Below are 20,052 nucleotides of genomic sequence, written 5' to 3' on the forward strand. Positions count from 1 at the left end.
ACCTGTCAGCCATGATTCGACCCGTTCCGGGTGAATGTCTGTCAGTCATCCGGAACGGGCCGTTGCCCTCGTGAGGGCTGCCGGCCTGCCCGTCTCAGCGGTGCTGAGCGGGATGCCGCAGGCGCCAGCCCTCCCATGCGGAGACGATCATCTCCCGGGCGTCGTAGCGGGCGCTCCAGTTCAGCTCCTTGTGGATCAGATCGGCCGCGGCCACCACCCTGGCCGGATCCCCGGCACGGCGGGGCGCGATCTCGGCCTCGACGTCCGGGTAACCGCTGACCTCGCAGATGAGACTCACCATTTCGGCGACGGACACGCCCTCACCCCGGCCGATGTTCAGGACGAGTTCGGCGGAGGGGTCCTCGACCAGCCGGCGCGCGGCCGCCACATGCGCGGACGCGATGTCCTCGACGTGGATGTAGTCCCGTACGCAGGTGCCGTCCGGCGTCGCGTAGTCGTTCCCGAAGATCCGAGGCGGCAGGCCCTGGTCGAGACGCTCGAACACCATGGGCACCAGGTTGAAGATGCCTGGGTCGCCGAGCTCGGCGGACGCGGCACCGGCCACGTTGAAGTACCGGAGCGAGGCGGTGGCCATGCCGTGCGCGCGGCCGGCCGCGCGCACCAGCCACTCACCCGCGAGCTTGGTCTCCCCGTACGGACTCATCGGCGCGCACTCGGTCTGCTCCGTGACCAGGTCGACGTCGGGCATCCCGTAGACCGCGGCCGAGGAGGAGAACAGGAAACGGCGGACACCGGCCTCAGCGGCGGCCTCCAGCAGGGTCTGGAGTCCCGTGACGTTCTCGCGGTAGTAGTGGAGCGGACGCTCGACGGATTCGCCGACCTGCTTCTTCGCCGCCACGTGGACGATGCCCTCGACCGCGTGGTCGCGCAGCACACGGTCGACCAGGTCCCGGTCCAGTACCGAACCGCGCTCCAGTGGTACGCCGGCCGGCAGCCTGGCCGGGTCGCCGGTGCTGAGGTCGTCGAGGACGACCACCCGCTCACCGCCCTCGGTGAGGGCCTTCACCACATGAGACCCGATGTAGCCGGCACCGCCTGTGATCATCCACGTCATCCGGTCATTCTAGAAGCCTCCTGGGCCGCGCTTCACCGAGGCCTCTCAGGCCCGGCCCGGAACGTCCCGCAGCTGTGTGACCACGGGCCTGCCGTCCATCCCGAGGGTGACCACCGCCGCCGAGCCGCCGCCCGCGGCACCGATGACTGCCGGGTTTCCCACCGAGAAGGTGAGCACCTGGGCTCCCGCCCTGGTCACCATGCCCTCGCGACCGTCGTGCACCAGGCCCTCGGCAGTGCCGGTGGAGACGGCCATGCGGAGGTCGTCCGCCCCCGGCTGCCGGCCGCCGACGAGACTGACGCGCCCGTAACCGGGCACCGGCACGTCCGCCACGGTCGACCAGCGGCGCGTCCGCCCCGCGGCCAGTCGCTCGACCATCACGCGTTCGCTGGCGACCCGCCGGTAGCCGACGAGCACGGAACCGTCCGAGGCGGTGACGGCGTCGGGGACATCCCCCGGCTGCGCCACGAAACTCCGTGCCCCCTTGCGCAGTCGGGCCGACGGCGTGCGCTGGGTCCAGTGCTCCACCCATCCCGAGGAGGCGGCGAACAGATGGATGCGCCCCTCGCCGTCCACCGCGGCGGCAAGGCCGTCCTGTATGTACCCGCCGGGCAGCCGCCGCCAGGGCGACCAGGTGCCCTGCCGGTCGAGCACGCGGGTGCTCACCCCCTTGTCCCCGTTGCGCACAAAGACATGGACACGGCCGTCGGCCCCGGTCACAGCGGTCGGCGGACCGGTCAGCCGGCTGCGCCGGGGCTCGGCCTCCGGGTTGCCGAGACTGCGCCAACCGGGCTCGAAATCGCCTCCCGGCGTCCGCTGCCGGAGCATGACGATCTCGCGGACGTTGTGCAAGGCGCTCGCGTCCAGCCGCGAGAAGCGCAGGGCGAAGATCAGCAGGCGTCCGTCCGCATCCGCTGTCACGGCTATCGCCGGCGCCAGCGGTCCGCCGCCGAGATCCTCCAGCGCGCCAAAGCCCCCCGCAGGCGTACCGGTCCAGCGCGCAAGCCGGGTCCCGAGCACCGCGTACACCGACAGGGCTCCGTCTGCACCGGTCACGGCCTTGGGGCCGGCGGTCGGATACCGCCGGTGCGTGCTGCGGACCCAGCCACGTTTCGAGACCAGGACCCGGTCGCCGCCGATCGAGTAGTCGCCGCAGCCGGATGCGTTGCCGCACTCCCAGGACGGGTCACCGCCGTAGGCGTTGAGGTGACGGGTCTTGAGGGCGACCGTCTCCGGGGACAGATTGTGCGGCCAGCGCTGGTTGTAGTAGCCACGGTACGACTCGGTCTGGAACGCGGGGGCCTTGGCGTTGCCTCCGTCTCCCTCGGCCCACTTGGCCATTGCGCGCCAGGCGAAGAGCGCCGCGGCGGTGTGGTCGGGGTGATCCGAGTAGCCGGGCTGATCGCTGCCGCGCGGATGCCGCTGATCGTGCACCTGGGCGTCCGGGTCCGGGTCGAGCGTCCGTATCAGGGTGGGCCGGTGACGCCGGAGCAGGAAGACGAGGGTGTCGACCAGGTCCTCACGGCTGTAGGAGAACGTCCCCCGGACCGGGGACTCGGGAGCGGCCTGTGTCGGGAGGCGGACACCCGGCCTGCTCCACAGGTGCGTCATGTTGACGGCCCTGCCTCGGTCCTTCGCATGCATCCGGAGGTTGAGGAAGATCAGCTCCACACGCCTTCCGTGGTGCTCGAGCCGGTTGAGTTCGGCCTCGCGCCCTCCCGGCAGCCGGACAGCCGTGCGCTCCCATGCCGTGAACAGCGGTGCACCGGCCATCTGCGCGTACGCCTGCCGCAGTCCCTGCTGGCGCGCGGAGACGTACGCCGGAACGTCCGCCGCCGGCTTCGGTCGGCCCGGGACCGCGTTCACCCCGAAGGAGCCGCCGTCCGTGACATAGACGGAGATCACCGGCACTCCGCCGGCCAGCGTGTGGGCAACGTCGGGATTCATGAAGAACAGGTCGTCGTCCGGATGGGCCACGATCTGCATGACCCGCGCCTCACCGGGTTCCGTGAATCCGTTCCGGGGCTCCGCGCCCAGTTGTCGCACCGGCACACCGGAACCGCCCACGCCGGCCGCTGCGTCGGAACCGGCAGAGGGGCGGCTCAGGACGCGGCTGCCTGCCAGGCTCACCGCGGCGGCCCCGGCCAGGGAGGTCAGTACGGCACGCCGGGGCGGCGCAGGATAATGAGCTTCGGACCGGCGACCCATGTCTCCCCCTTGACATCTGCGGCGACCGAGCAAGATCGCCACACGTAAAGAGGGAACCCGTGAGAGCAGGTTTCACGAGATCAAGTGATCGTCATCACATAAGGGTCGATTTGTGAGTCAACTTGCCGATGCATCTCATTCTTGGCACCATGCGACGCTGACCATCAGCCTTGAGTGGAAGCCGGGATCGCCGTGAGTGACTCACTGCTGCCCTATGCGGTGGGCGCTGCGAAGCGTGCTCGCCGGGCCGCTGTACGAATGCGCCGTCGCGTCGAGCAGTTGCACACGGTACCGACGATCGGTGGCGGAATCCGGCCGCGCGCACAGCTCCGGCCCGTCCACTACTCGGTGTCGGGCGGCCGGACCCTCAACTTCGCGGTCGCCGTTCCGGGCCGGGAAGTCGCCTCCGCCGTTCTGATGCTCTCCCACGGCACGACCCGCGAGCGTGTGCCCCTGGAGCTGGAACCACAGGCCGACGGAACCCTGCTGCTCACCGCGACCGTGCCCCTGCGCCACCGGGACCTGCCGGAGCCCGCCGGGCGCGGGCCGGCCCTGAGCAGCGGCATCTGGAGGCTCGCCGTGCTGATCACGGACCTCGGCGGGCGGACGCACCGTACGAAGGTCAGCGCTGCCGCCGCCCGGGAGTTCTCGGACGGGCCGACCCTGCCGTCCTCGCCGTCGCCGACAAGCGGCGCGATCTTCCGTCCCGTCCGCTCTGTCGACGGGTTCGCGCTGCTGAAGGTCCGGGCCCCTCGCCCCCACGCCGAACTCACCGCGTTCGACCTGCGCTGGGACCGGATCACTGTCCACGGCCGGCTCATCGGCTGCGCCCCCACCGAGGCGTCCGGAACGGCCGAGGCCGTGGTGCGCCGCGGCAATCACAAGGCCGTCGCGGCGAGGCCCGAGTGGCAGGGCGACCGCTTCAGCTTCGACGTGCCGCTCGACAAGATGGGCGGCGATCGCGGAACGGCCCGCACCTGGGACCTGTACCTGCGGCTCGGCGGCACCCGGCTCAAGATCGCCCGACAGCTGACCGACGTGCGTCACCCCCGGCAGGTCTACCGCACTCCCTTCCGTATCGTCGCCCTCGACAACGGCTCCCTCATGCGGGTGCACGCCCATGTCACCGCGGCCGGAGCGCTTGCCGTCAACTGCGCGGAAGTCATAGCCCCGCCCCAGAGCACAGAGGAAATCGCATGAAGATCACGTTTCTGCTCACCTGGGGCGATGAGATGGGCGGCACGGAGATGGCCGCCTACACGCAGGCCATTCATCTGGCACCCCGCCACGACGTCGAAGTCCTCAGTGTCTTCAGGACGCGGCAGGAGCCGTTCTTCGCCGCCGCCCGAAAGGTCAAGCGGCGGTACCTGATCGACCGGACCGGCGCATACGAGCGGCCCGTCAGGGACTCCTCCTTGAACGCCGAGGCGTGCCGCACGCTGGCCTCCCTGCCCAGCGAGATCGTCAAGCCGGCCTGGGAGAGCACCTTCAACCGGCTCTCCGACATCGAGATGACCAGGGCACTGGGCTCCCTGGACACCGATGTCCTCGTCACCACGACGCCGGCACTCATGGCCGCCGTCGCGGAGCTCGCCCCGGCCCGGGTCATCACCGTGCACCAGGAGCACCGCGCCTCTCAGCTGCGCGGCGTCTCCGGTGAGCCCCTCCTCGTGTACGCACCCCGGATCGACGCCCTCGTCTCGCTCACCGAGCGCACGAACGACTGGTTCAAGGACTCGCTCCAGGACGCCGCACCCGAGCTGGTGGCCATCCCGAACGCAGTCCCCGACGGCTACCGCCCGCGGGCCGATCTGGAGAGCAGGACCATAGTCCTGGCCGCCCGGATGACCCCGGAAAAGCAGCTGGACCACGCCATCCACGCCTTCCACCGGGTCTCCGCCGACTTCCCCGACTGGACGCTGCGCATCTTCGGCGACGGCCCGCAGCAGGTGCGCCTGCGTCACCTGGTCGAGGGACTCGGCCTGCACTCGCAGGTCGAACTCATGGGCCGCTCCGACCAGATGGAGCAGGAGTGGGCCAAGGCTTCCCTGTGCCTCCTGCCGTCACGCAACGAGGCGTTCCCTCTGGTGCTGCTCGAGGTGTTCGCAGCCGGTGTACCGGTGATCGCGTACGACATCGTCACCGGGCCCGCCGAGATCATCCGGCACGACGTGGACGGACTGCTGGTCCCGCCGCGCGACATCGACTCCCTCGCCGACGCCATGTCCCGTCTGATGAAGGACGACGACACGCGGCACGCCTTCGGCAAGGCGGCGAGATCCGGCGTCAACGAGCGCTTCTCCGGCGAGAAGATCACCGCACAGTGGGAGGAGCTGTTCGAGCGCCTCGTCGCCCGTCGTGACACTCCCGAGCGCCTCGCCGCCCGCGCCGACCGCACCGCCATGCGCATCGCACAGGGCGGCACCAAGAGTTTCAGCGTCGCCGCGCCCGTGTCCCTCCTGGCCAACTCCTCCGACGAGCAGAAGGCGCGCGAGGTTCTCATCCAGGCACAGAACCGGTCCCTCATCCGCTCCGCCGGCCGCCTCGCCGAGGAGCGGGACGACGTCGACGGCCCGACGATGGCCAACCTCAACCTGGAGATCACCACCAAGGCGTTCGAGGACTCCGGCGTTCCCTTCGTGCTCGTACGCAACGACGGAATCGCGCACCTCCTGGCCGTACCGGTCGAGCAGCGCGCCCGCGCCCTCCAGGCGCTGGCGACCGAGTTGCAGGGCAAGCCCGTGTACGGCGAGCTGATCACTCCCCGGGGCGCCGCTCCCGGCGCCGTACTGGCCGAGCGGCTCGACGGGGTCGGCGAGGTCGCCGGCGTGCGGGTCTTCAAGCCGGTGACGAGCGCGAGCCGGACGCTGCGCTACGGGCCGGCGTACGGATGCACCGTCGAGTTCTGGGAGGAGGACGAGGACGGTTGGCGCAACAGCCCGCGATCGACCACACTCCTCGGCCGCCGTCTGCCCTCGCTGGAGCCCACCGCCAAGCTCCAGGTCGGCGGACACGCCTATCCGACGCTGAGCCAGTTCACCAAGCAGCTGATGTGGGACGTCGACTTCCCCATCGACGTCGTCTACACCTGGGTCGACGACACCGACCCGGCATGGCGCAAGCGGCGTGACGACGTCCGCCGAAGCCTGGACATGCCGGTCGACGACGCCGACAGCGGCGACGTCCGGTTCCGCAACCGGGACGAACTGCGGTACTCGCTGCGGTCCCTGGCGATGTTCGCGCCCTGGGTGCGCAACATCTACCTGGTGACGGACGACCAGACGCCGGAGTGGCTGGACACCGACCAGCCGGGCATCGAGGTGGTCGCCCACCGGGACATCTTCCCGGACCAGTCCTGGCTGCCCACGTTCAACTCGCACGCGATCGAGAGCCAGCTGCACCGTATCGAGGGGCTGTCCGAGCACTTCCTCTACTTCAACGACGACGTGTTCATCGGCCGCCCGCTCTCCCCGGGCTCGTTCTTCCTGAGCAACGGCGTCGCCAAGCTCTTCCGTTCGCCGACGTCCGTCCCGCCGAGCGAGCCGTCGCCGGACGACGAAGGCTACTTCGCGGCGGCCAAGAACAACCGGGCCCTTCTGGAAGGGGCGTTCGGCCGGGTCGCCACACACGGCTTCCTGCACGCCCCGCATCCGCTGCGCCGCAGCGTGCTCAACGAGATCGCCGAGCGGTTCCCGGAGGAGGTCTCGGCAACGGCCCGCAATCCGTTCCGGGCGAACTCGGACCTGTCGATCACCTCCTCGCTGCACCACCACTACGGCTACCTCACCGGCCGTTCGGTGCCGTCCGCCATCTCCTGCAGCTACATCAACGTCGGCAACTACGAGCACCACTCGGTGCTCAGCAGGCTTCTGGCCTCGCGCAACCACGACGTCTTCTGCATCGGGGAGTCCGCTGACGCCGAGGTCCCGGTCGACGAGCAGGACCGCGTGCTGCGGGCCTTCCTGAACGCCTACTTCCCGGTCCGTTCGCGCTTCGAGCGCGACTGACGGCAGGCGGCGCATGAAGAGAGGCCTTCCTCGTCCGGCCGGACGAGGAAGGCCTCTCTTCATTGCCTCCGTGTACTACTGCTTCTTCTCGAACGGGCTCGGCACCGGGAAGTACGCCTCGAGGAACGGCGTGATCAGGTCCTTCTGCTCCGTCACGTCCTGCTCCGTCGAGACCGTGTCGTTGACGCAGAAGACCGTCTTGTCGCGGTTGGCGAGCAGCCGTCCGAGCCTGGTCTCCGTCCACGGGTGCGTCAGGTCGAGGTAGGCGTAGGGCAGTTGGGACGGCACCGCGCGCTGCGTGTGGAACGCATAGTAGTGGTGCAGAGACGACGCGATGGATATGTCGTCGATGCTGCGGAACCTGCTCGCCTCGGTGTGCCGGTAGTCGGCGTCGAACTCGGACTCGATCTCCGTCAGCACACTGCGGCGCAGCGGATGCGGCATGTGCTTCATCTTCTGCACGAGCACGGCGCCGTAACGCTCCTCGATCAGGCGCCGATTGTTCTTGCCGGCCGCCGCGACCGGCGGGTCGTCGACGGTCCGCTCACCGAGCGGCACCAGGGCGGAGGACGGGAAGAACTTGGTGAGGCCGCTGGAGAAGAAGAAGTCCTGCGGTGTCACCTCGCTGCCGAGCATCACGTCGTCGTTGAAGTAGAGGAAGTGCTCGGACAGCCCCTCGATGTGGTGCAGCTGGCTCTCGATGGCGTGCGAATTGAAGGTGGGCAGCAGGTGCGGGGACCGGAAGATGTCCTTGTGGCTCACCACCTTCAGGCCCGGAACCTCGGTGTCCAGCCAGTCGGGCGTCTGGTCGTCGGTCACGAGGTAGACGGTGCGCACCCACGGCGCGTACATGTGCAGGGAGCGCAGCGAGTAGCGCAGCTCGTCGCGGCTGAGGTAGCGGGCGGCGTTGGCCGCCTCGGCGTGGTACCCCTCGCCGGAGAATTCGGCGCGGCGCCGCAGCCAGGCGGGGTCGGCGCCGTCCACCCAGGTGTAGACGACATCGATGGGGAAGGTGACCTCGTCGGTGTGGACGACGGCCATCTCCGGGCGGGTGGGCACCTGTGCGGCGTCGGCCGACTCCCGCGGCGCGAGACTCGTGAAGTACGACTCCGGCGCGGTGACGCTCTTGCCCCGGACCGGCAGAGCTGCGGCGATCTTGCCGGGCCTCGGCGGGACCAGCTCGCCCTTCTCCTCCTGCCAGAACTCGATGTCGCAGCCGTACGGGTTCCCGAGGGTCAGCAGGCGCGTGGGGTCGGTGCGGTACCAGGTGACGCGCACGATGCCGGCGTCACGCAGCCGCTGCCAGGTGGACGTCTCGAAACCGGGATGAGAGATCGCCGAGGCGGGACCGTTCCCCTTGACGAGCGTGACGTAGCCGGGCAGCCGGTGGCAGGCCTCGGCGAGCGCAGCGAGGACGGCGGCGCGATCCTGCTCGTGCACGGCCACGGCGGCGGCGGTGTCCGACTTGCCCCGTACGCAGAAGTGGTCGATCTGCGCCTCGGCCAGTGCGCTCAGGACGGCGTCCAGGTTCGCGCGCCGGGCCTCGAGCGGGGTCACCCCCGGAGTGACCAGGGCGACCTTCGCCTCGCGGCCGACGCTGACCACGGCACGGTCCGGACCGGAGGCGAGCGCCTCGTAGCGCTTGGCGATCCGGCCGCTGCGGAGCCGCTCGGCGATGGCCGTGCCATGGGCGATACGCATCTTCAGCCGGCGGCGCACATCGGCGTCGACCTGCGAAACGATGGCCCGCCGCACACGCTCGGGGACGGCTCGGCGGTAGACCCCAAGCAACCGGGGTGCCTCGGGATTTCGCACTTCGGTCGACTCCTTGAACCTGATCCGTACGAATGGTGAACGTATCCAGTATGACGTGTGACCGGGGCACCTCCTGCCGGGATCCGGCCACTGCCGAGGCGGGTACGGGCGGGGTGGCCGCTGCGCTCGCGGCGGCGGAGAGACGACGCGTGCGGGAGCCGGGTACCGGGGTGCGTGTCGCCGGCTCCAGGAGGGGGCCACGCACTCGATCCGGGCGTCGGACGCGCCGTGCGCGCCCGCCCGCGGCACGACGTGGACGCCGCCCCTTCTCGCGGTGCGCCTCGGCCGGCTCCTCACCGGGGACGCCGATGGCGAGCAGCGCATTGCAGCCGGAACGAGTGCTGCTCGGCGCGGTGTTGACGCCCGCGAGGCGCTGACCGAAGACGTCGCCCGCCTCCTCGGCGCCGTTCGGACACCACACGCAAAGGTGACGATGCCGACGGCGACGTGCGGGGGGGGGTGGCCGCGAGCACGTCGCCCCGCCAAGATCCTTGGCGGGGCGACGTGTGTGGACGTGCTGGGTCCGGGTCCGATGCCGGCCGGCCGGCGCACGCCGGTACGGGTGGGCGACGCGGCGTCCTACGTGGACGCTCCCCGGCCGGCGCGCACGGACCGTGCGAGGCTGCACCGGCGCGGGCCCAGGGGGCGGCGTGGCGCCCTTTAGAACGGGTCGAAGCCCTCGAACTCCTGCAGCGCCTCGTCGCGCTCCGCCTCGCGGTCGCGGCGGCGCTGCGCCGCCGGGCGCGGGGCCTCGAAGCGGTGGTCCTCACCGCGGCGGCCGAGCATCTCGGCGCCCGCCATCACCGTCGGCTCCCAGTCGAAGACGACCGCGTCGTCCTCGGGGCCGATCGCCACACCGTCCCCCGCGCGGGCGCCGGCCTTCATCAGCTCTTCCTCGACACCCAGGCGGTTGAGGCGGTCGGCCAAGTAGCCCACGGCCTCGTCGTTGTTGAAGTCGGTCTGGCGCACCCAGCGCTCCGGCTTCTCGCCGCGCACGCGGAACAGGCCGTCCTCCTCCTGCGTGACCGTGAAGCCCGCGTCGTCGACCGCCTTGGGGCGGATGACGATCCGGGTCGCCTCCTCCACCGGCTTGGCGGCCCGCGCCGCGGCCACGATCTCGGCCAGCGCGTACGACAGCTCCTTGAGGCCCTTGTGCGCGACCGCCGACACCTCGAAGACGCGATAGCCGCGCTCCTCCAGGTCCGGGCGGATCATGTCGGCCAGGTCCTGGCCGTCGGGGATGTCGACCTTGTTGAGGACGACGACGCGCGGCCGGTCGTCCAGGCCGCCGTACTGCGCCAGCTCCTCCTCGATGACGTCGAGATCGGAGACCGGGTCGCGGTCGGACTCCAGCGTCGCGGTGTCCAGCACGTGCACCAGCACCGAGCAGCGCTCGACGTGGCGCAGGAACTCCAGGCCCAGGCCGCGGCCCTGGCTCGCGCCCGGGATCAGGCCGGGAACGTCCGCGATCGTGTACACGGTCGAGCCGGCGGTCACGACGCCCAGGTTCGGGACGAGCGTGGTGAAGGGATAGTCCGCGATCTTCGGTTTGGCGGCGCTGAGCACCGAGATCAGCGAGGACTTGCCCGCGCTCGGGTACCCGACGAGCGCGACGTCGGCGACGGTCTTCAGCTCCAGGACGACATCACCCGAGCGGCCGGGCTCGCCGAGCAGTGCGAAGCCGGGGGCCTTGCGGCGCGCGGAGGCCAGTGCCGCGTTGCCGAGACCGCCCCGGCCGCCCTCGGCGGCGACGTACGTGGTGCCCTGGCCGACCAGGTCGGCGAGCACGTTGCCCTTCTTGTCGAGGACGACGGTGCCGTCGGGCACGGGCAGGACCAGGTCCTGGCCGTCCTTGCCGGAGCGGTTGCCGCCCTCGCCGGGCTTGCCGTTGGTGGCCTTGCGGTGCGGGCTGTGGTGGTAGTCGAGCAGCGTGGTCACCGACTGGTCGACGACCAGGATGACGTCGCCGCCGCGGCCGCCGTTGCCGCCGTCGGGTCCGCCGAGCGGCTTGAACTTCTCCCGGTGCACGGAGGCGCAGCCGTGGCCTCCGTTACCCGCGGCGACGTGCAGCTCGACGCGGTCCACGAAGGTGGTCATGGAAGTGCCTCCAGTGATGACGGGATGCCGCCGGCGGTGACGCCGGTGACGTACGTACGGAATGTCTGTCTCTCAACACACGAAAGGCGGACCCGCTTCCCGGCCCGGGAAGTGAGGTCCGCCCCTCGGAAGAGAACCGATCAGGCGACCGGAACGATGTTCACGACCTTGCGGCCACGGTGAGTGCCGAACTCCACGGCGCCCGGCAGCAGCGCGAACAGGGTGTCGTCGCCGCCGCGTCCGACGCCCGCTCCCGGGTGGAAGTGGGTGCCGCGCTGGCGGACGAGGATCTCACCCGCGTTGACGACCTGGCCGCCGAAGCGCTTCACGCCGAGCCGCTGAGCGTTGGAGTCGCGACCGTTCCGGGTGGACGATGCGCCCTTCTTGTGTGCCATCTCTCCTCAGTCCCTTACTTCGCAGCCGTGGGGATGCCGGTGACCTTGATCGCCGTGTACTGCTGACGGTGACCCTGGCGGCGGCGGTAGCCGGTCTTGTTCTTGTAGCGAAGGATGTCGATCTTCGCGCCCTTGTGGTGGTCCACGACCTCGGCCGTGACCTTGATACCGGCCAGCACCCACGGGTCGCTGGTCACGGCGTCGCCGTCGACAACGAGCAGGGTCGAGAGCTCGACCGTGTCGCCAACCTTGGCGGTGGAAATCTTGTCAACCTCAACGATGTCGCCGACAGCAACCTTGTGCTGGCGACCACCGCTGCGCACGATGGCGTACACGCGGATCTCTCTCTCGCTCGGAACGGACCCCTGATGCCAGCCGCTCACACGGGCACGGGGCCCGAGACGATCCGGAATGGACGAGCGGCCTCTCCCGGCGGACCGGGAGGGAGGTGCTCAGGGGTGGGCGCATAAGGAAACACGCCGAAGGACAAGGTTACGGACCTGTCCGCGGAGGGTCAAACCGGCCCCGTTCGCACCTGGCACTCACCTGTCACCGAACCGGCGGTCACAGTGCCTCCCCCGCACGTAAGCGCTTGTAGGATTGGTGCCGACTTTCCTCTGAACGCCTCATTCAACGGCCTTCGAGTCGACCGGGGGGGCTGCGCGTGCAGCGACCAGCGCTCGGGCTGCACGCGGAACGGACGACGAGCTTTGACCACCACGCCTGACATCTCGGTGATCATCGGCGCCTACAACGCCATGCCGTACCTCACCAAGACCCTGACCTCCGTGGTCGAGCAGTCGATCGGGCGCGACCGACTGGAGATCATCACCGTCGACGACGGCTCCACCGACGGTACCGGCAAGGAACTGGAACGCTTCGCCGAGAAGTACCCCGGCCTGTTCCGGGTGTTCCACCAGGAGAACTCCGGCGGCCCCTCGGCCCCCCGCAACAAGGGCCTGGACCACGCGCGCGGCAGGTTCGTGTTCTTCCTGGACGCCGACGACTACCTCGGCGAGGAGGCCCTCGAGCGCATGCTCGCGATGGCCGAGAAGAACAAGACCGACGTGGTGCTCGGCAAGATGAAGGGCGTCAACGGACGGGGGGCGCCGGCCTCGATGTTCGTACGCAACCAGCCCCGCACGGACGTCTTCAACTCCCGTGTCTACTGGGCCCTCAACCCGCTGAAGCTGATCCGGCGCGAGCTGATCGAGAAGCACGAGCTGCGCTTCCCCCTCGGGTACAAGACCTGTGAGGATCAGCTCTTCACCGGCATGCTCTACCTCAAGGCCGACGGCATCTCGGTCGTGGCCGACTACGACTGCCTGTACATCGTCAAGCGAGACGACGGCGGCAACATCACCACCTCCACACGCGGCGCCGACAGCCGCATCAAGGTGCTGGAGCTGATGGTCGACCTGGTCGAGAAGCACGTCCCGGCCGGACCCGACCGCGACGGCCTGATGAACCGGCACCTGTCGATCGACATGTTCCACGCCTTGATCCACCTGGCCAGGGAGCCGGACCCGGAACTGCAGAAGAAGAACTACGAGCAGCTGCGCGCCCTGCTGAAGCGCTCCTACCCGGACTCGCTCAAGGCCAGGGTGAACGCGATCACACGACTGCGGTGCGAGCTCATCCAGCGCGGGATGCTCCAGGAGTCCATCGAGCTGGAGAAGGTCGACCGGCGGCACCGCTCGAGCGGCGAGCAGCCGGGGATCCTCGTCGAGGGCGACCGCGCCTACACCCTGCTGCCGTTCTTCCGCGACGCCGAGCGCGGCATCCCGGACGAGATCTACGACGTCACGACGGCGCTCCAGGACCGCCACCGGCTGGACTCGGTCGTCATCGAGGACGGCGTGCTGCGGATGACGGGCCATGCCTACCTGCGGCGCGTCCCGCAGGACGTGGCCACCCGCACGGAGCTGGTGCTGCGTGAGCGCGACACCAAGGCCGAGCACCGTTTCCCGACGACGGTCGTCGCCACGCCGGAGCTCGGCGCCGGCAAGGAGGACGCCGGGAAGTACCGCTACCCCGAGGCCGGCTTCGCCGCCGAGATCGACCTGACGAAGGCGGTCGACGGCGGCCGCTTCCCCAAGGGCCTGTGGGACGTCTTCGTCGCCGTGCGGGTCGGGGACGTCGTCAAGGAGATCCGTTTCGGCCACAGGCGCCTGCCCGAGGTGGTCGCCACGCCACAGACGTACGTCGTCGCCGACGGCGAGGAGAACTTCGCGGCCGCGCTGTACTACACGCAGCCGTACAGCAACCTGACGCTCGACGTCGGCGAGAACAAGCACAAGGTCGCCGACAAGCTCCGCACAGAGGGCACCCGCTGGTCGACCACGATCCCCTCGCAACTGGAGGTCAACGGCAGCTGGAAGCTCGCCGGGCTGCCGGCGGGCGCGCTGGGCGTACGACTGGAGGGCGACGACGGCAGGACCGTGACGGTGCCCGTCACCCCGACGGGCGACAGCGCTTTCACCGCCAGCGTCCCCTTGGAGGGACTCGCCCCCGGCTCCTGGACGGTGTCGCTGTGGGTGCCGTCGCAGCGCGGCACGGGCTGGTCCAAGCCGGTGGGGCCGCAGTCGGCCCTGACCAACACGCGCTGGATCAGCCGCGGCGTCCCGCGCTACGCGGCCGTGTCGAAGAAGCGGAACAAGCTGGTGCTGCGCGTGGGCCGGGTGGCGATCGTGAAGGCGGTGCTGAAGCGCGTCAAGGCGCTGACGTCCGGCAAGCGCTGACCCGACGACGGCGCGCCCGTCGTACGCGGAGGAGCCCGTGCACCGGGAGACCGGGCGGCACGGGCTCTTCTGCGTCAGCGGGTCGCGACCGGCCGAGCGCCACCGGCCACCGCGGTGTCGCCTCGCTTGCCGAGCAACAGTCCACGCTTACCTGAATTCACGCATCCGTGTACTCTCCTTGGCGTGCTGACTGTTGCCTCCGAGATCGAGGTGCTGGCCCGGTTCGGCCGCGCGCTCTCCGACCCGATCCGATGCCGGCTCCTGCTCGCCCTGCGCGAAGCCCCGGCCTATCCCTCCGACCTCGCCGACGCGCTGGGGATCTCCCGCACGCGGCTGTCGAACCACCTGGCGTGTCTGCGCGACTGCGGCCTGGTGGTCACGGTGCCCGACGGGCGCCGCACCCGCTACGAGCTGGCCGACGAACGCCTCGGCCACGCGCTGGACGACCTGCGCACCGCGGTGGTCGCCGTCGAGAGCGACCGCACCTGTGCCGACGCCGCCGAGGAGGGCTGTTGCTGATGGCCGCGGAGACATCCCTCTCCCTCAGCCCCTCCCGGGACCGCCGCGACGCGCTCACGCGCCGGATACGCCTGCTGGTCGCGGCGACCATGGCCTACAACGCGATCGAGGCGATCGTCGCGATCACCGCCGGGACGATCGCCTCCTCCACGGCTCTGATCGGCTTCGGCCTGGACTCCGTCATCGAGGTCTCCTCCGCCGCCGCGGTCGCCTGGCAGTTCTCCGCCCGCGACCACGCGCTGCGCGAGGCGCGGGAGAAGACCACCCTGCGGATCATCTCCGTCTCCTTCTTCGCGCTCGCCGCCTACGTCACCTTCGATGCCGTCCGCACCCTGAACGGCTCGGGCGAGGCCGAAGGCTCCGTCCCCGGCATCGTCGTCGCCGCCCTGTCGCTGGCCGTGATGCCCTTCCTGTCCGCCGCCCAGCGCAGGGCCGGGCGTGAACTCGGCTCCGCCAGTGCGGTCGCGGACTCCAAGCAGACCCTGTTGTGCACCTACCTGTCCGCCGTGCTCCTGGTGGGCCTGGTCCTCAACGCCACCCTCGGCTGGTCCTGGGCCGACCCGATCGCCGCCCTCGTCATCGCCGCCGTCGCCGTCAAGGAAGGCCGTGACGCCTGGCAGGGCAAGGGCTGCTGCGCCCCCTCCTCCCCCGCCGCGGCGGGCCCCGATCCGGCGACGGCCGAGGCGTGCGGCTGCCGTGCCGGATGCGACTGCTGCGGCTGACCTCCACCAACGGCAGCGCGGGGACCCGGTCGACCGAGTCTCTGCCGCTGCCGTACGAGAGGGGGCCCGCGGACGGGCGTGCATTGCCCCCGCACCAACGCCGACGCGGCCCGCCCCGGTCGTACCGGGCCGGGCCGCGTCGGGAGGTGGCTAGTCCTCGGACGTGGTCGCGGAGACCGACGGGGGCGTCTGTTCGGCCGCCACCGTCTTCTTCGTGGCCTTCTTCGCCGTGGCCTTCTTGGCCGTCGTCTTCTTCGCGGCCGTCTTCTTGGTCGCGGCCTTCTTCGCCGTGGCCTTCTTGGCCGTCTTGCGGACCGCCTTCTTGGCCACCGGCGCGGCCTCCGGCTCCTCCGCCTCGGGCTCGGCGCCCTCGGGCTCGGCGGCCTCGGGCTCGGCGGCCTTGGGCTCCGCGGCGACCACGACGATCGCTGCCTCGTCGGCACCCGTCGGCGAACCGGCCGGAGCGGTGACCTTGCGGGTCACCCGGCGGCGGGCACGCGGCGGAGCCGCGACCGGCGCCTCCTCGGCCACCGCGGCCGCAACCTCGGGCTCGGGCTCGGGCTCCGGCTTCACCGCCGGGGCCACCGTCACCTCGGCCGACGCGGGGGAGCCGACCGGGGCCGACACCTGACGCGTGACGCGGCGGCGCGTACGGCCCGTGGGGGCCGGCTCGGGCGCCGCCACAGGCACGGCCTCGGGCTCGGGCGCCGCCACAGGGGCGGGCTCGGGCTCGGGCGCCGCCGCCGTCACCGGCTCCGCCGCCTTCGGCGCACCCGCCGGGGCCGACACCTTGCGGGTCGCCCGGCGGCGGCCACGGCCGCGCGACGCGGCGGCCTCGGCCTCCGCGACGCTGCTGTACAGCTCCTCGTCCGGCGCGAACGCCGGCTCCTCGAGCGCGACCGGGGCGGCCGCCTCCGCGGCGACCTCCGCCTCCGTCTCGATCTCCGGCTCCGCGACCTCCACGGCCTGCGGCTCGACGTGCTCGTGCTCCACGGCCGCACCACCGCGGCCGCGCTTCTTGGAGCGCTTGCCGCCACCGCCACCGGCGGCGGACGGCTGCTCCATGTGCACGATCACACCGCGCCCGTTGCAGTGGACACAGGTCTCCGAGAACGACTCCAGCAGCCCCTGGCCGACCCGCTTGCGGGTCATCTGCACCAGACCCAGCGACGTCACCTCGGCCACCTGGTGCTTGGTGCGGTCGCGGCCCAGGCACTCCAGGAGCCGGCGCATGACCAGGTCCCGGTTGGACTCCAGCACCATGTCGATGAAGTCGACGACGACGATGCCGCCCAGGTCGCGCAGCCGCAGCTGGCGCACGATCTCCTCGGCCGCCTCCAGGTTGTTCCTGGTGACGGTCTCCTCGAGGTTGCCGCCCTGGCCCGTGAACTTGCCGGTGTTGACATCGATGACGACCATGGCCTCGGTCTTGTCGATCACCAGCGAGCCGCCGCTCGGCAGCCAGACCTTGCGGTCCAGCGCCTTCATCAGCTGCTCGTCGATCCGGTTGACCGCGAAGACGTCGACCTCGCTGGTCCACCGCTGCAGGCGGTCGACCAGGTCGGGCGCCACGTGCGACACGTAGCCGTGGATCGTCTCCCACGCCTCGTCACCGCTGACGACGACCTTGGAGAAGTCCTCGTTGAAGATGTCGCGGACGACCCGGACGGTCATGTCCGGCTCGCCGTAGAGCAGCGTGGGGGCGTTGCCGCTCTTCGCCTTCTTCTGGATCTCCTCCCACTGCGCCTGCAGACGCTCGACGTCACGGCGCAGCTCGTCCTCGCTCGCCCCCTCGGCGGCGGTGCGCACGATGACGCCCGCGTCCTCGGGAACGATCTTCTTGAGGATCGTCTTCAGCCGGGCGCGCTCGGTGTCGGGCAGCTTGCGGCTGATGCCGGTCATCGAGCCCTCGGGCACGTAGACCAGGTAGCGGCCGGGCAGCGAGACCTGGCTGGTCAGGCGGGCGCCCTTGTGACCGATCGGATCCTTGGTCACCTGGACCAGCACCGACTGGCCGGACTTCAGGGCGGCCTCGATGCGGCGCGGGCCGTTGGCCATGCCCAGCGCCTCGAAGTTGACCTCGCCCGCGTACAGGACGGCGTTGCGGCCCTTGCCGATGTCGACGAAGGCGGCCTCCATGGACGGCAGGACGTTCTGCACCTTGCCCAGGTAGACGTTGCCGACGTAGCTGGTGGCCTGCTCCTTGTTGACGTAGTGCTCGACGAGCACGTTGTCCTCGAGGACGCCGATCTGGGTGCGCTCGCCGCTCTGGCGGACGACCATCACGCGCTCGACGGCCTCGCGGCGCGCCAGGAACTCCGCCTCGGTGATGATCGGCACCCTGCGGCGGCCCTGCTCGCGGCCCTCGCGACGACGCTGCTTCTTGGCCTCCAGACGGGTCGAGCCCTTGATGGACTGGACCTCGTCGCTCGGCTCCTCCTTCTTGCGGGGCTCACGGACCTTGACCACCGTACGGACGCCGTCCTCGTCGGCGGCCTCCGGCTCGCCGGCCGCGTCACCGCTGCGACGGCGACGGCGGCGACGACGACGGCTGCTGCTGGTCCCAGCGGCGGACGGCGTGCCGGCCTCGTCCTCCTCCTCGTCCTCCTCCGCTTCCTCAGCGGCGGCCCCGGCCTCCTCGGCCTCCTCCTCCGCGGACTCCTCCACGTCGGCGGCCTCACCACGGCGACGGCGACGGCCCCCGCGGCGGCGACGGCGCGACGGCCGGTCCTCGTACTCGTCGGCCTCCTCGCCCTGCACGGCCTCGGCCTGCTCGGGCTCGGCCTCCTCCTCGGCCGGGACGGCCTCGGCGGCGGGGGCCTCGACCGGCTCCGCGGGCTCGCCGCGGCGACGGCGGCGACGGCGACCGACGGGCTGCTCCGGGGCAGCGGCCTCGGGCGCTGCGGTCTCGGTGACCGCCTCGGCGTACTCCTCGTCCTCCTCCGGCTCCGGGGCGCTCGCGGCGGCGGCAGCGGCGGCCGCGGCGGTCTCCGGGGTCTGGAACATCGGCTCGGCGAAGACCGGGGCCTGGAAGGTGGGCACAGCCGGCCGCGCACGGCGGCCGCGCACGGGCGCCTCGGCCTCCCCGGCCGGTGCGGCGGCCCGCGGCTGCGGGGTGGTGAACTCGGGCGACACGGCACGCCGGCGCGTGCGGCCACGGCCGGCGGCCTTCTCCGCGGCGGCGACCCCCGCCTCGTCGGCGGCGATCTGCTCGACAGCGCTCTCGGGAAGGCTCTCGCCCGCCTCGACGGCCTGCTCGTCGGCCTCGGCCGCGGCCGGGGCACCGGCGGGCGCGGTGGCCTTACGAGTGGCGCGGCGCGTACGCGGGGCCGGCTCCTCCGTCTCGGCAGGGACCTCTTCGGCGGCCGTCGCCTTCGGGGCGCCCGCCGGGGCGGACGCACGACGGCGGCGGCGCGGCGCGGCCACCTCGGCGGCCTCGGGCTCAGCGGCCCCGGCCTCAGCAGCCTCCTCCGAGGGGACAACGGCAGCGGTGACGGCCTCGGCGGCTTCCGGGGCACCGGCCGGAGCGGTCGCCTTGCGCGTCGCACGGCGGCGGGTACGCGGGGCGGGGGCCTCCGCCTCGGTGTCGACGGCCGCGGCGGCGACCTCCGGAGCCTTCACCGGCTCCGTCTCCTCGACCTGCGGCGCACCGGCCGCAGCCGTCGCCTTGCGCACCGCACGCCGACGGGTACGCGGCGCGGGCGTCTCCTCCGACTCGGCGCTCTCGCCCACCACGGCGGAGACCGCCGCGACAGCGGGCACGACGGCCTGCGCGGCCTCCGCCTGCGTGGGCTGGTCGTCCTGCGCCTCGGCGGCCTTGGGTGCCCCGGCCGGGGCGGACGCCCGGCGCCGCGTACGGCGGGGGGCGGCCTCGGCGGTGACGACCGGCTCGGCGGCCTCCTCGGCCTCAAGGGTCTCGACGGCCTCCTCGGCCTCGGCCGGAACGGCCTCCGCCTGCGCCGGGGCGGCAGCAGGCGCGGTGGCCTTCCGGGTCGCGCGGCGGCGCGTCCGCGGCGCGGGCGCCTCCTCGGACTCGACGGCGGCCGGCTCCGGGACCTCGGCCGGCTCCACGGCGGCGGGCGAACCCGCCGGAGCGGTCGCCTTGCGCGTGGCGCGGCGGCGCGTCCGCGGCGCCGCCGCCTCTGCCGCCTCTGCGGCATCGGCGGTCGGGGCAGCGGCGGCCTCGGCTGCAACGGTCTCGGTGCTCTCCGCCGCAACGGCGGCTTCCGGCGCGGCGGCCTCGCTCTGCGCGGCGGTGTCCGCCGCGCTCGGCGGACCCGCGGGACGCGACGCGGCGCGGCGCCTGCGGCGCGGCGGCAGCGTGTCGCTGGGTGTGACGTGTTCCTGGTTGTTGTCTCCGGCAGCGCCGGATCCGATCGGCTCGAGCATGCGGGCGTTTCTCCCGTCGCGCTCCCGGGCGCCGCGCCTGGTCCGGTCCGGCCGCGGCCCGCGTGATGTCCGCGGTGCCGCCGT

The 20,052-nt window shown here is 71.5% G+C and carries 12 protein-coding genes; 5 read left to right on the plus strand and 7 right to left on the minus strand.

The annotated features are described in order from the left end of the window. Positions 1 to 94: 94 nt before the first annotated feature. Positions 95 to 1,075, minus strand: a complete 981-nt coding sequence (gene galE / locus AB0K02_RS02350; protein ID WP_365990444.1) for a UDP-glucose 4-epimerase GalE — start codon at positions 1,073 to 1,075, stop codon at positions 95 to 97. A 45-nt stretch (positions 1,076 to 1,120) separates the two neighbouring features. Then, positions 1,121 to 3,061, minus strand: coding sequence for a PIG-L family deacetylase (locus tag AB0K02_RS02355; RefSeq protein WP_365990445.1), 1,941 nt, complete (start codon positions 3,059 to 3,061; stop codon positions 1,121 to 1,123). Positions 3,062 to 3,541: 480 nt separating this feature from the next. Here AB0K02_RS02355 and AB0K02_RS02360 point away from each other — a divergent pair, with 480 nt between their 5' ends. Both AB0K02_RS02360 and AB0K02_RS02365 read left to right on the plus strand, forming a co-directional pair. Further along, positions 3,542 to 4,483 (plus strand): hypothetical protein, encoded by a 942-nt coding sequence (locus AB0K02_RS02360; protein ID WP_365990446.1) that lies wholly within the window; start codon positions 3,542 to 3,544, stop codon positions 4,481 to 4,483. Next, a complete protein-coding gene (locus tag AB0K02_RS02365; protein WP_365990447.1) occupies positions 4,480 to 7,290 on the plus strand; it encodes a stealth conserved region 3 domain-containing protein in 2,811 nt (936 codons plus the stop codon). Before AB0K02_RS02360 ends, AB0K02_RS02365 begins: the two co-directional genes overlap by 4 nt. A 75-nt stretch (positions 7,291 to 7,365) precedes the next feature. Here AB0K02_RS02365 and AB0K02_RS02370 read toward each other — a convergent pair whose 3' ends face one another. From AB0K02_RS02370 to rplU, 4 genes are all read right to left on the minus strand, one after another. Continuing rightward, on the minus strand, positions 7,366 to 9,105 hold the full coding sequence (locus AB0K02_RS02370; protein WP_365990448.1) for a stealth family protein: 1,740 nt from the start codon (positions 9,103 to 9,105) through the stop codon (positions 7,366 to 7,368). A 660-nt stretch (positions 9,106 to 9,765) separates the two neighbouring features. Further along, on the minus strand, positions 9,766 to 11,202 hold the full coding sequence (obgE, locus tag AB0K02_RS02375) for a GTPase ObgE (RefSeq protein WP_365990449.1): 1,437 nt from the start codon (positions 11,200 to 11,202) through the stop codon (positions 9,766 to 9,768). 140 nt (positions 11,203 to 11,342) lie between these two features. Next, the gene (gene rpmA / locus AB0K02_RS02380; RefSeq protein WP_030779398.1) at positions 11,343 to 11,597 is read right to left on the minus strand and encodes a 50S ribosomal protein L27; all 255 of its coding nucleotides are present in this window, start codon (positions 11,595 to 11,597) and stop codon (positions 11,343 to 11,345) included. Between the two features lie 14 nt (positions 11,598 to 11,611). After that, entirely contained in the window at positions 11,612 to 11,932 is a 321-nt protein-coding gene (gene rplU, locus AB0K02_RS02385) for a 50S ribosomal protein L21 (protein ID WP_114036861.1), read from the minus strand. Between the two features lie 375 nt (positions 11,933 to 12,307). Here rplU and AB0K02_RS02390 point away from each other — a divergent pair, with 375 nt between their 5' ends. The 3 genes from AB0K02_RS02390 (at position 12,308) to AB0K02_RS02400 (ending at position 15,579) form a co-directional block, all read left to right on the plus strand. Then, positions 12,308 to 14,338 carry a glycosyltransferase gene (locus tag AB0K02_RS02390; RefSeq protein WP_365990450.1) on the plus strand — a complete coding sequence of 677 codons (2,031 nt, stop codon included), beginning with the start codon at positions 12,308 to 12,310 and terminating at the stop codon, positions 14,336 to 14,338. 183 nt (positions 14,339 to 14,521) lie between these two features. Beyond that, complete coding sequence (locus AB0K02_RS02395; protein WP_365990451.1) at positions 14,522 to 14,857, plus strand: metalloregulator ArsR/SmtB family transcription factor; 336 nt, start codon at positions 14,522 to 14,524, stop codon at positions 14,855 to 14,857. Beyond that, complete coding sequence (locus AB0K02_RS02400; protein ID WP_365990452.1) at positions 14,857 to 15,579, plus strand: cation transporter; 723 nt, start codon at positions 14,857 to 14,859, stop codon at positions 15,577 to 15,579. Before AB0K02_RS02395 ends, AB0K02_RS02400 begins: the two co-directional genes overlap by 1 nt. Before the next feature lie 150 nt (positions 15,580 to 15,729). Here the strand turns inward: AB0K02_RS02400 and AB0K02_RS02405 are convergent, their stop codons facing one another. Then, positions 15,730 to 19,968 carry an Rne/Rng family ribonuclease gene (locus AB0K02_RS02405; protein ID WP_365990453.1) on the minus strand — a complete coding sequence of 1,413 codons (4,239 nt, stop codon included), beginning with the start codon at positions 19,966 to 19,968 and terminating at the stop codon, positions 15,730 to 15,732. Between the last annotated feature and the right edge of the window lie 84 nt (positions 19,969 to 20,052).

Origin of the sequence: Streptomyces sp. NPDC049597 (assembly GCF_040675505.1) — a bacterium.
In the GTDB taxonomy this organism is placed as follows: Bacteria; Actinomycetota; Actinomycetes; order Streptomycetales; family Streptomycetaceae; genus Streptomyces.